11 protein-coding genes are annotated in these 12,900 nt (G+C 33.1%); 3 read left to right on the forward strand and 8 right to left on the reverse strand.

What is annotated here, in order from left to right; genetic code table 11:
* Positions 1-64: 64 nt before the first annotated feature.
* From OZP10_RS10430 to OZP10_RS10445, 4 genes are all read right to left on the reverse strand, one after another.
* Positions 65-382, reverse strand: a complete 318-nt coding sequence (locus OZP10_RS10430; protein ID WP_091490641.1) for a 2Fe-2S iron-sulfur cluster-binding family protein — start codon at positions 380-382, stop codon at positions 65-67.
* Between the two features lie 58 nt (positions 383-440).
* A complete protein-coding gene (locus tag OZP10_RS10435) occupies positions 441-920 on the reverse strand; it encodes a hypothetical protein (protein ID WP_177211246.1) in 480 nt (159 codons plus the stop codon).
* A gap of 215 nt (positions 921-1,135) precedes the next feature.
* Positions 1,136-1,375: a NifU family protein gene (locus OZP10_RS10440; RefSeq protein ID WP_095929732.1), complete on the reverse strand. Its 240-nt coding sequence runs from the start codon at positions 1,373-1,375 to the stop codon at positions 1,136-1,138.
* A 114-nt stretch (positions 1,376-1,489) separates the two neighbouring features.
* Entirely contained in the window at positions 1,490-2,617 is a 1,128-nt protein-coding gene (locus tag OZP10_RS10445; protein ID WP_281634574.1) for an Mrp/NBP35 family ATP-binding protein, read from the reverse strand.
* 418 nt (positions 2,618-3,035) lie between these two features.
* On the opposite strand from OZP10_RS10445, the gene OZP10_RS10450 reads away from it, so the two are divergent.
* Positions 3,036-4,637, forward strand: a complete 1,602-nt coding sequence (locus OZP10_RS10450) for a L,D-transpeptidase family protein (RefSeq protein WP_281634575.1) — start codon at positions 3,036-3,038, stop codon at positions 4,635-4,637.
* A 65-nt stretch (positions 4,638-4,702) separates the two neighbouring features.
* Here OZP10_RS10450 and OZP10_RS10455 read toward each other — a convergent pair whose 3' ends face one another.
* The 3 genes from OZP10_RS10455 to OZP10_RS10465 all read right to left on the reverse strand — a co-directional run bounded on the left by OZP10_RS10455 (position 4,703) and on the right by OZP10_RS10465 (position 9,359).
* Positions 4,703-7,132, reverse strand: coding sequence for an ABC transporter permease (locus OZP10_RS10455; RefSeq protein ID WP_281634576.1), 2,430 nt, complete (start codon positions 7,130-7,132; stop codon positions 4,703-4,705).
* Positions 7,133-7,265: 133 nt separating this feature from the next.
* Positions 7,266-7,973: an ABC transporter ATP-binding protein gene (locus tag OZP10_RS10460; protein WP_111376033.1), complete on the reverse strand. Its 708-nt coding sequence runs from the start codon at positions 7,971-7,973 to the stop codon at positions 7,266-7,268.
* A gap of 141 nt (positions 7,974-8,114) precedes the next feature.
* Positions 8,115-9,359 carry an efflux RND transporter periplasmic adaptor subunit gene (locus OZP10_RS10465; RefSeq protein WP_281634577.1) on the reverse strand — a complete coding sequence of 415 codons (1,245 nt, stop codon included), beginning with the start codon at positions 9,357-9,359 and terminating at the stop codon, positions 8,115-8,117.
* A gap of 160 nt (positions 9,360-9,519) precedes the next feature.
* Between OZP10_RS10465 and OZP10_RS10470 the strand changes: the two genes are divergently transcribed.
* Positions 9,520-10,872, forward strand: a complete 1,353-nt coding sequence (locus OZP10_RS10470) for a sigma-54-dependent transcriptional regulator (RefSeq protein ID WP_281634578.1) — start codon at positions 9,520-9,522, stop codon at positions 10,870-10,872.
* Positions 10,873-11,018: 146 nt separating this feature from the next.
* Entirely contained in the window at positions 11,019-12,344 is a 1,326-nt protein-coding gene (locus tag OZP10_RS10475; RefSeq protein ID WP_281634579.1) for a sensor histidine kinase, read from the forward strand.
* 181 nt (positions 12,345-12,525) lie between these two features.
* Here the strand turns inward: OZP10_RS10475 and OZP10_RS10480 are convergent, their stop codons facing one another.
* Positions 12,526-12,852: an MGMT family protein gene (locus OZP10_RS10480; RefSeq protein WP_111286436.1), complete on the reverse strand. Its 327-nt coding sequence runs from the start codon at positions 12,850-12,852 to the stop codon at positions 12,526-12,528.
* Positions 12,853-12,900: the final 48 nt, after the last annotated feature.

Consider the following 12,900-nt stretch of genomic DNA (forward strand, 5'->3'; position numbering starts at 1 on the left):
CCAAATTCCAAGTGCACAAAATGCATTTTGGAATTTGGAATTTTAAAATTTTGGAATTTATTTTCTAGTATTCAGGAGCTAATTCTAACTCCAATCCTTCTAAATCTTCAGTTATTGGAATCTGACAACCTAAACGACTATTAGACTTCACATAAAATGCTTCCGAAAGCATAGCTTCTTCATCATCTCCCATTTCTGGTAATGCAACATCATTAAGAACATAACACTGGCAAGAAGCGCACATGGCCATTCCTCCGCAGGTTCCTTCAACAGGAAGTTCGTATGCTTTGCATAACTCCATTATATTCATTGCCATATCGGTTGGAGCTTGTAATTCGTGTATAACTCCTTCTCGATCTTTAATTTTAATTAATACATCCATTTTTGATTATTGGAATTTACTGCAGAATTTGAAAACGTGTTCAAACCCTTTATTAATTTTAACTTTTCTCTTTTAAGCTAAAAGCGTATTCTTTTCTATTACCGTCTTTAAGGCGCATTTTTACACCAATAATATTACCTCCTTTTTCTAGTATTGTTACTAGAGAAATAACAGAGTAATAATCTTTATCAGCTTGGAAAATTAAGGTCCCTTCGTATGTAGAGTTTAAAATTCCTTGTTTATCTGTTTGCGCGCTAAGCTTTCGCGGATGCGAAAAATCGGCTGAGCTATATGTTGCTTTATTTGAAAACTTTGCTTTTCCGTCGCAAAGATCATATAAGAAATCATAATTACCAATTCTTAAAGCGCCTTCTTCAGTTTTGCCATTTGTAGAAAAAATGATTTGTCCTGAATATTGGAAATCTGACCATTCTTCGGATTCATTTACCCAAGCTTTTTCAGCAAATAGTGTTTGGCCCTGTTGTGCATTTACAGCGCTTATAAAAAATAATAAAAAAAGAGCGTAAAAGTTTCTCATAAGTTTAAGATTTAAGGGTTATGTTGACAAATTTAAGTTAAAAATGTAACAATTCCTTAACAGAAACTCTTAAAACTTTGCATTGTTTTTTATGAATGTGGCAAAAAGAGCCTTTTTTTTGATGTTATTTTATTGTTTTTTCAATTAAACAATAAAACACCTATTATTCTTGTTAAACCACGAGTGTTTAATTTTGAAGAAAAAGGAACTATTTGTTACATTACATTTACCACAGTTTCAATTTGTGGAGCATATTTTTTTATTGTTGTTTCAACACCTGCTTTTAGTGTCATTTGATTAACACTGCAGCTAATGCAAGCACCTTCCAAACGAACTTTTACATGTTTGTCATCTTCGATAGAGATTAATGAAATATCTCCGCCGTCAGATTTTAAGAATGGTCTTATCTCATCTAAGGCCAATAAAACATTACTTGTTAATTCTTCTGTTGTCATAATTTTATCAATTAGAAAATGTGTCAATTAGATAATTAGAAAATTCACTTTGAGCAAAATTATCTAATTGTCTAATTTTCAAATTATCTCATTAGTTTTATCTCAATTATCTAATTATTTTTTAACTGCCGAGCAACCTGCCATTGTTGTAATTTTGATGGCTTCTGTTGCTGGTAAGCTTTCATTTCTGTTTACTGTTTCTTGTACAACGTTTCTAGTAATTTCTTCAAAAACTGTTTCTATTGGAGAACCAGTCTGCAATGCTGCCGGACGACCGTAATCTCCTGCTTCGCGAATAGATTGTACAATTGGAACTTCTCCTAAAAATGGAACTCCTAAGTCTTCGGCAAGGTTTTTAGCGCCTTCTTGTCCAAAGATATAATATTTGTTTTCTGGCAATTCCTCTGGTGTAAAATACGCCATATTTTCTATAATTCCTAAAACAGGAACGTTGATGTTGTCTTGCATAAACATTGCCACCCCTTTTTTTGCATCGGCAAGTGCTACCGCTTGCGGAGTACTTACTACAACAGCTCCAGTAATTGGGAGCGACTGCATGATAGACAGGTGGATATCTCCAGTTCCAGGAGGCAAATCTAGAAGCATGAAATCTAATTCTCCCCAATCGGCATCAAAAATCATTTGATTTAATGCTTTTGCCGCCATTGGACCTCTCCAGATTACGGCTTGGCTTGGTGCTGTGAAAAATCCTATTGAAAGCATTTTGATTTCGTAGCTTTCAATTGGCTTCATTTTAGATTTTCCGTCAACAGCTATAGAAACAGGTTTTTCGTTTTCAACGTCAAACATGATTGGCATAGAAGGACCGTAGATATCGGCATCCAAAACACCAACTTTAAAGCCCATTTTTGCAAGTGTAACAGCTAAGTTTGCAGTTACAGTAGATTTTCCTACTCCTCCTTTACCAGAAGCAACTGCAATAATATTTTTAATTCCAGGAATAGCACGACCTTTAATTTCCGGTTTCTCTGCTGCTTCTACTTTAATGTTTACTTTTACTTTTGCATCGGGAGATATTAAATCATGAATTGTTTTTTTAATATCATCTTCTGCTCTTTTTTTGATGTGCATAGCAGGTGTATGCAATACAAGGTCTACAACAGCTTCATCTCCAAATGTAATGACATTGGTTACAGCGCCGCTTTCAACCATATTTTTTCCTTCTCCAGCAATAGTGATTGTCTCTAAGGCTTTTAGAATTTCTTTTCTATCTAGTTTCATTGTAATGGGCTATTTTTTTATTGTCCAAAATCAATCTTATAAGATTATATTTATTTAAACTGATTTCAGGGTGCAAAGATAACAGATTAAGTTCGGAAATTAAGCGTTTTTGAATTGTAATTATTGATATTGAGATTATTCAAAATTATGCCGTATTCATTTTTACCAGAAATCATAATTTGAGTAAGATCGATCGTTTTAATAAAGGCCGAAAAGTTTTTTCGTTTTAAACGAATTATTTTCTATAAGTTTTCTTTCAAATAAATAAAATTCTCACAAAACTTCGCTATATTTGATTACCCAAATCGATGATTACCAGACATAAAAAAAAATATGTGAAAACTAAGGTTTTTTTGAGTAATTTATTGGGTTTTCGGTATTTTTTTTAAAGTTATTTACCACTTAAAACTTTAAAAATATGCGAAATTTTACTTCTTCTTTAATTATTGTTACAGTCAGTTTTTTTGCATTTTCATTTAATTCGTTTTCCAACAATGCTAAAAGCAAGGCTGATTTGACAAATCGAAAAGTTGTTGCGGTCATTAGTCTTGACGCGGCTTCTATTAATGCCTTTTTTAAAAAATACCCTAAGCTTAAAAAATACCAGAAAGATGTTGAAGGTATTTATAAGGCCAAAGCGTACAAATCTATTTGGTACGATGACAAAAGTATAACCGAATTCGGATCTTTACTGTACCAAAAAGTAAATGTTTTGAAAGATCAGGGAATTGAAGAAAAAATGCCCTATAAAGAACAAATAGATGAGGCTTTTAACGAAAGCTCTTCAAACAAACCATCTCAGCTCGATACCGAATTACTGCTGACAAGTATGTATGTGTTTTATGCCAGCAATGTGTATTCTGGTGTTGATCCCGCAACATTGAAAAAAATAGGATGGTATCTGCCTGCAAAATCTATTTCGTACACTCACATTCTAGATTCATTAATGGTAGATTCTGATCGATTGGATAAAGATGATAATCTTTTGTTTAGCCAATACTACAGATTGAAAGACGCGCTGAAAAAATATCGTAAAATTGAAACCGATAATCTATGGCAGAAAATTTCTATTGACAGTGCTAATTTTAAAGATCTAAGGCCAGACGATACAGCTATTGCCATAAAACAAATTAGAAATCGCTTGTATGTTGTAGGAGATTTAAAAAAAGATTCAGGAAGTGATATTTATGATGAAGAATTGATGGCGGGAGTTTTAAATTATAAAAAAAGATATAATCTAAAAACAAATTATGCCTTAACCAGAGATATAGTCAATCAGATGAATGAGCCAATTGGTAAGAGAATCAGAACCATTATGCTAAATATGGAAAGATGCAGATGGATTCCAACCAAGTTGGCTAAAGCAGAAGAATATGTTATGGTTAATATTCCTTCATTCAGGCTGTTTTATGTTAAAGACGGAAAATATGATCTAGTTTCGGACATTTTTGTTGGTAACAGACTTAGTGAAACAGTGATTTTTAGCGGAAATATGGACCGAATTGTTTTTAGTCCGTATTGGTACGTGCCAAACAGCATTATTCAAAATGAACTAAAACTTCAGATTGCAAATGATAAAAACTATCTGGAAGAACATAATATGGAATGGAATGGAGGTAAAGTAAGACAAAAACCTGGTCCTAAAAATTCTCTAGGATTAGTAAAATTTATGTTCCCGAATCCGAACGATATTTATATGCACGATACACCCGCAAAAAGTTTGTTTGAGTTTGAAAACCGTACTTTCAGTCACGGTTGTATAAATGTAAAAGAAGCCAAACAGCTTGCATTGCATATTTTAAAAGATGATCCAGATTGGCCAGCAGACAAAATTGAGAGTGCTATGAATGGCGGAAAAGAAACAACATGTATGCTTAAACGTAAAATTCCGGTTTATATAGGTTATTTTACATGCTGGGTTCAGGACAATGGAGAAGTTAATTTTTTCCCAGATGTATACGATCGTGACCAAAGTCTGGACAAGCTGATCTACAATGATTCTGTAACAATGAAAGACTAAAAACAGAAGCCCGACGGATTTTACTGAAATCTGTCGGGCTTCTTTAAAAAAAATGGTCTACAAGCTTATTCGTATTTTAGATACTTTAATACATCTATTCTAGTTACCTGAAATGCTTTTGTTAAAACAATCACTAATGTTAGGAACAAAAGTGAAATCAGGGCAATTACAAATGGAATGGTCGATATTCCAATTCTAAAAGCGAAATCCTCAAGCCATTTCTGTAATAATATATAAGCAGGAACAATTCCGATTGCAAATCCTATAAAACAGAAAACAATATATTGTTTCGATAATTCTTTTAAGAGTATATCTGTTTCAGCTCCTAATGTTTTTCGAATGGCGATTTCTTTCAATCTTCTCTCCATCGAAAATGATGCCAAAGCAAACAATCCGAACACAGCAATTATAATTACAACCAAATTTAGAATAAAAAATAGGTTTTTTTGCTTCACTTGCTGCTCATAAGTCCTTGCAAATCCTTTGTTAACAAATTCGTAATCAAACGGATAGTCTGGGTTTACATTTTTCTCCCAATATAATTTCAATTTATCTAACGTTTCTGTTAAATTATTTGGAGAAACCTTTACAAGCACACTACCAAAGTTATTCCATTTTAAAGTTTTAAGATTTATAAAAACCATTGGTGGAACTTTATTTTGTAATCCCGTCAAATTGAAATCTTTCACTACTCCAACAATTTTAAACTTTAAATTGTCGCCATTGTTGATGCTCCATCCCGAAGTTACAACGGTATTAATCGGATCTTTCAAGTTTAACATTTTAACCAACGTTTCATTCATAAGCATGCCGCTTATAGTGTCTGAAGCGTATTGAGGAGATAAATCGCGACCTTTAACTATTTTTATTTTCATCATATCTAGGAAACCAAAATCCATTTCAATGTTTTTTGGCTGTACGAAAATCCCATTGTGCTTAAATCCCGAACTTGAACCTGAATTACCTCCAAAGGCTCCTGCAAATGTAGTAACATCAACAACGCCCGGAATTTTTTTAATTTCTTGTTTTGAAACTAAATAATCATCAGTCCTTTTGAGTCTGTCTACAGTATTATAAGGAATAGAAATGACCTGATCACCACTAAAACCCAAATCTTTCTCCATCATATATTTTACCTGAGAATTAACAATTAGCGCTCCAATGATAAAGAATGCCGCGATTCCGAATTGAAAAATAAGCATCGAATTACGAATCCAGATACCACTTTTGCTACGAGAGAAATTGCCTTTTAAAACTTTTAGAGTTTCAAAGTTTGAGATATAAATGGCAGGGAAAATACCCGCAAGAACAATAACTAATCCAAAAATAAAAATGAGCTGCAGGTAGAATTCACTGCCATTCATAGTCAGTGTTTTGTTTAAAAAATTGTTGTAATACGGTAATGAAAGTTCTACAATTGCCAAAGCAAACAAAATAGATAATGTTACAATTATGGCAGTTTCAAAAATAAACTGAATAATAATCTGGTTTTTTGAAGCACCTACAATTTTGCGTACTCCAACTTCCTTTGCACGTTTTATAGCCGATGCTGTTGCTAAATTGATGTAGTTAACCAATGATAAAACTAAAATCAAAACAGATAAGCCAGCCATAATGTAAAGCAGTTTTAAATTCCCTACACCTTCAGGGTAATTTTGTCCGGCAGAACTTTTTGTTCCGTGTAATCGAGATGTTTTTAATTGATCTAAAATGACTTTTATTTCTCCGTTTTCTTTTACGTACTGAGCCACAGTCATACCGCTTTCTTTGGCATCTTTTACAGTTCTATTTACAAAATAAACATTTTGCATTTTCTTTAAAACAGTAGAAATATCTGCATTTTTCTTTGTTTTAATAAGCAAACCATAATTAAAATTTCCCCAAGCGTCTAGGTCGCCTTCTCTCTTTACATCACTAAAAACAAAAGAAGGTTCTATTGATGATGGCCTAATAATGCGGTATACCGATTTTATCGTATAGTTTTTATTGCCATAAGAAATAGATTTTCCAATAGGATCTTCATTTTTAAAGATTAACAATGCCTGTTCTTCAGAAATTGCAACACTATTCTTTTCTTTTAAAATATTGCTTTTCGCACCTTTAATAATTTCAAAAGGGAAAAAATCAAAGAAATTTTCATCACTAGAAAGGATGTCTTTTGTCATCAGTTTTTGATCCTGATATTTGATTATGTCTTCATCGTACCAAGTATGAAAGAAGCAAACCTTTTCTATCTCAGGAATAGAAGCTTTACACGTCTCGCCAAACGGAATAGAATTGGAACCCCATGTGTCTCCATTACTAAGTCTATTAAGGACCATATAAGTATTCTCCTTTTCAGGATTCCATTGATCGTAAGAATGCTCATTGTTCCAATATAATATGGCAAAGATTACGCCCGCAATACCGATGCTTAGTCCTAAAACATTTAAAAACGAAAACAGTTTGCTTTGCTTTAAATGATATATAAATATTTTAAACCAGTTAAAAATCATTTTGAAGTATATTTTTTATAGTTGATATGGTTGTTTTTGGATAACCTTTCGGTTTTAAATCATAGTAAATATTTTGCACACCAGTTCTACCAGAACTACCAGTGCAGTAACAATAATTTTAATCATCACTTTGTTATTTAGCGTCCATAAAAACATCAACATTTCGTTGATTTAATTTTTCAGAAAATATAACTCCGTCTTTCATGTGAATAGTTCTTTGCGAAAAAGAAGCATCATAATCAGAGTGGGTAACCATTAAAATGGTAGCGCCTTTAGCATGTAAATCGGTTAAAAGTTCCATTACTTCATTACCGTTTTTACTGTCTAAGTTTCCTGTTGGTTCATCGGCCAAAATAATTTTAGGGTCATTTACCAAAGCTCTTGCAACCGCAACTCTTTGTTGCTGTCCTCCAGAAAGCTGTTGTGGGAAATGTTTCAAACGGTGGGAAATGTTTAGCTTTTCTGCAATCGCCTCAATTTTCTGTTTTCTTTCAGAAGCTTTCACATTGTTGTAAAGCAAAGGCAATTCGATATTATCGTAAACAGAAAGCTCATCGATTAAGTTGAAGTTTTGAAAAATAAAACCAATGTTTTCTTTACGCACTTGTGCTCTTCCTTTTTCTTTTAGACCAATCATTTCCTGATCTAATAATTTGTAGCTTCCGCCATCTGCGCTGTCCAAAAGCCCGATTATATTTAACAAAGTCGATTTTCCACAGCCTGAAGGCCCCATGATAGTTAAAAAATCTCCTTTTTTTATCTCTACGTTGATACCGCTCAAAGCAGCAGTTTCTATTTCTTCTGTTCTAAAAACTTTGGTTAAATTCTGAATTGTGATCATAATTTTTAAGGTTTTGAAATGTTATTAAATACGTTTTTTGATTGATGATTGAAATTATGTTTTTGTTTATTTTGTTTCAAGTTTCAGGTTTCAAGTTGGTTGCAGCGTTAACGTGAAACCTGAAACTTGAAACAAAATAAACTATTCTTTATTTAGAGAAAGCTCTTCAATGTCTTTATAATCGGTGTAAGAAGAAGTAACTACAGATTCGCCTTCTTTTAAACCTTCTAAAACTTCATAATACGAAGGATTTTCGCGTCCTAATTTGATATTTCTTCTTATCGCTTTGTTTCCGTTTACAACAAAAATCCATTTTCCTGCAGCTTCCTGATTAAACGCTCCTCTCGGAATTACCAAAGTTCTATTCTTTTCAGACAAAATCAGTTTTACGCCAAAGCTAAGTCCGTCCTGCAAAACAATATTTTCTTTACTTACAAAAGCAAGTTCTACAGTAAATCGTCCGCCTTTAACTTCCGGAATTACTTTGGTCACGATAACTTCAAGGTTTTTACCTTTAAATTCTACCTGTCCTTTTAATCCTTCTCTAAGTTTTTCTAGATAAAACTCGTCTACTTCGGCAATAAGTTTGTATCCTTTGTTAGAATCAATTCTTCCAATGCTTGCGCCTGCTTGAAAAGTTTTTCCTAAAACAGGTTCAAAAGAAGTTAATCGTCCTGTTTCTGGAGCTGTTATTAAAAAGTTCTTTTTATTGTTTCTCAGAATATCCAAACTCTTTTCCATAGTCTGGATCGAACGGTTTATTTGAGAAATCTGAACCTGATTACTTTGCTTTTCTTTTTGAATGCTCTGCTGAATTGTTCTTTTGCGTTCTTCCTGAAAACGAAGGCTTTCTTTAAAAGTATTCCAGTCATTTTTAGAAATTACATCTTTCTCATACAGCTTTGCATTCATGTCATATAATCTTTTTGCATCGTTGTAATCATGTTCAATTAGAACCAAATCTTTGTTTAAGTTCAATTCCTGATTTCTAATGTTTAATTTTCCTGTATTTAGATTGTTGATTTGCTCAATAATAGCAGTTTCTTGAGTAAGATAATTCAATTCTGTGTTCGGATTGTATAAACGAGCCAGCGATTGTCCTTTGGTAACCATTGCACCATTTTCTACAAAGATTTCTTTTACAGAACCTCCCTCGGTAACATTCACAAGCATAACATTCAAAGGTTCTACTTTTGCTTGAAAAACTACAAAATCTTCAAAAAAGGCTTTTTCTGCTTTTTGAATTACCAATTCGTCGGCTTTTACATTTAAAGTTCTTTTGGTATTAAATGCAAAAACACTAATGGTTAGCAAAACTAAAAAAACAGCAATTGCTATTGCGAGATATCTAAATTTTTTACTTTTACGAGGAATTATCGTGTCCATTTTTTAAATTATTTTACTGATAATCAATAGGTAAATACTGTGCCATAAAATTTATTATTTGTAAAGTGTTGAATTTAAAGGAGCTTTAGAAAGCGCTTCAAAAAAGCAGTGTCCGATAATGAACAGTTGACCGTTCGGAAGCGGACAAAAAAAAGACCAAATGAGAAAAAAACTAGCCCAAATATTAGTTGTTGATGATCAGGAAGAAATTCTTTTTTCTGCAAAAATGATTCTTAAAAAACATTTCGAGACCATTTTTACAACTAATAGTCCAAAAAAAATCATTTCAATCTTAAGCGAAAATGACATAAATGTGGTTTTGCTAGATATGAATTACCGAATTGGTTTTGAAGATGGACGAGAAGGTATTCATTGGTTAAAAGAAATTAAAACGCTTTCTCCGAATACAATTGTGATCTTAATGACCGCTTTTGGTAAAATCGAAACTGCTGTAGAAGGTATTAAAATTGGGGCTTTTGATTATGTGCTAAAGCCGTGGAATAACGAAAAGCTGTTGGAAGTTATTGATAAAGCAGTTTCTGAAAGCAGAAAAAACAGTAAAAAAACAACTTCAGAAAAAGCAGAGAAGACCGAAAAGAAATATTTTGTTGGCACTTCAGCAAAAATAAAACAAGCATATTCTATTGCTGAGAAAGTGGCTAGAACAGATGCGAATGTTTTGATTTTGGGCGAAAACGGAACAGGAAAATATGTTTTTGCCGAATATATTCATCAGCATTCAGAAAGAAAAAATCAGCCTTTTGTGCATGTCGATTTAGGTTCTCTAAGTGATAATTTGTTTGAAAGTGAACTTTTTGGTTACGCAAAAGGTGCTTTTACCGATGCTAAAATTGATACTCCAGGACGTTTTGAAAATGCATCGAACGGAACTATTTTCTTAGATGAAATTGGAAATATCCCGCTTCATCTTCAGGCTAAATTATTACATGTTTTACAGACTAAAACCGTAACACGTTTAGGCGAAAGTAAACCACGACCGTTGAATGTTCGTGTTATTGCAGCCACAAACAGTGATATAAAAGCTGAGGTAAAAAATAAAACCTTCCGTGAAGATTTGCTGTACCGAATTAATACCATGGAAATCAATTTGCCTTCTTTGAGAGAAAGAAAAGACGATATTGTGCCGATGGCCAACTTTATTCTGGAACAAATTGCAGAAAAATACAATCAGGAAAATTGGCGTTTTGAAGATAATGTTGCCTTATATCTAGAAAAATATCCGTGGAAAGGAAATGTGCGTGAAATGGAAAACAAAATAGAACGCGCTTTGATTTTGGCTGAAAACAATACCATTTCGGTAATGGATTTGGATATTTTGGATTTTGAAGAAATTCAGGAAAATGATGAAAATCCGTTATCGGAAATGGAGAAAGGCGCAATTGAAAAAGCACTTTTCAAGCACAACGGAAACATCAGTAAAACTGCCGAAGAATTAGGTTTGTCTCGTGCCGCTTTGTACAGAAGAATAGAGAAATATGATTTGAAGAATTAAAGAGGAAGAAGTAAGAGGCAAGAATCAAGATTTTTGCTTTGTCTTTAGTCTCATGCAGATTTCGCAAATTTAGCAGATAAAAAAATCTCTATAATCTTTTTAATCTGTGGCAAGAAAAAAAACAATCCGTGGTAAACAAAAAAATAATGAAGAATTGGAAATTTTATAATGCCTTGTTCGTGAGGGTTCTATTTGTAATGGTACTCTTCCTTGCCAGTGCATTATTATTCTATAAAGGATTTCAATACAACGCTCTATTGGTTGGTGTTTTCGTTTTGATTTTCCTATTCGAAATGTATTTTTTTGTCAAAAACCAATTGCTGTTTTATGACAAAACGATAAACTCGATTCTACATGACGACTTTTCTGCCCATTTTCCAGAAGGACATAAAAAAGACAACTTCAATAGTCTGTATCTCTTGTATGATACTTTAAAAGTTCAGAAACAAGAGCAAATTTCCAAAGAATTAATCTACCGTTCGATTTTGAACAGTATAGACACCGCTGCTTTAATCTTAGAAAAAGAAAATGAGGATTGGTCCATTTTTATAATGAATGACTGTTTTTCGAATCTTTTTAAAGTCCCAAAAGTAAGTCATTGGAAATATCTGAAAAACTATCTTCCGAGTCTGTGTGGTGAAATTGAAAAGGTTGGTTTTACCGAATTAAAAACCGCCATTTCAATCAAAATTGAAGATCAGGACTTGCAGACTTTTATGTTGCAGACTTCTCATACTCAAACCTACGATAAAGAGTATTTTATCATTTTGCTCGACAGTATTCAGCGCGTTATTGAGAAAAAAGAAAAAGAAGCATGGATTAATTTGATGAAGATTATTTCGCATGAATTAATGAATTCTCTAACGCCTATTCGTGCGCTTTCGCAGAATCTGCTTCATATTGTAGATCAGGAAGAGTTGGAAGAAGACGATTTTGAAGACATCAAAAGCAGTATTTCGACAATCATAAATAGAAGTGATCATTTGCAGTTTTTTGTGGAGAATTACCGTAAACTGGCAATGTTGCCAACGCCAAACAAGCAAATGACGCCAATTAATGCATTGTTTGAAGATTGTCTGCGTATCATGAGTCCGATTTTGAAAGAAGAAGGAATAGAATTGGTGAACGAAATACACAGTTCGCGTTCTATTATGATTGATAAAAATCAGATGGAACAGGTGATTATCAATTTAATTACCAATAGTATTCATGCATTAAAAGAAAAAACTGAAAAGAAATTAATAATTTCCAGTTATACAGAAAATAATCGCTTTTTCATTGTGATCTCAGACAACGGAAAAGGAGTAGACGCAGAGATTCGAGATAAAGTTTTTCTTCCGTTTTTCACCACCAGAAAAGATGGAGCAGGAATTGGTTTGACGCTTTCTAAAAACATTATAGAAGCCCACGGAGGTTATCTAAGCTACCAAACCGATGAGGATAAAACGAGTTTTGTGATTTGCTTGATTTAGTAGGTTTTGCCACAAAGGCGCTAAGTCGCAAAGATTTTTTCCCGCAGATTTTGCAGATTTTGCAGATTTTGAATTAAAAAAAAGAAAATCGGCTAGATCTGCAAAATCTGCGAGAGAAAATAAAAATATAAATTCTTTCTGCTAAAATGAACTTATATCACTTATATGGTGAAAATGATTTTTACGATTCAACTTCCGGTTTCCAGAAATGCTTTTCAAAATCTACAATCTGATTGTTGACTACTTTAATGCCTTCGTTTTCTAAAAGTTGCTGCATTAAATTAGTTCCGTCAAAGTGATGTTTTCCTGTTAGAAGACCTTTTTGGTTTACAACTCTATGCGCAGGAACATCATCCATATTATGACAGGCGTTCATTGCCCAACCGACCATTCTTGCAGAACGTGCTGTGCCCAATGCTTTTGCTATTGCACCATAAGAAGTAACTTTTCCAAACGGAATTTGTCTGGCGATTACATAAACTCTTTCAAAAAAATTCTCTTCTGCCATGATTTTGTTTTTTTTGCCACAGATTAAAAGGATTAAATTGATTATTTG

The organism is Flavobacterium luteolum (assembly GCF_027111275.1).
GTDB lineage: Bacteria > Bacteroidota > Bacteroidia > Flavobacteriales > Flavobacteriaceae > Flavobacterium > Flavobacterium luteolum.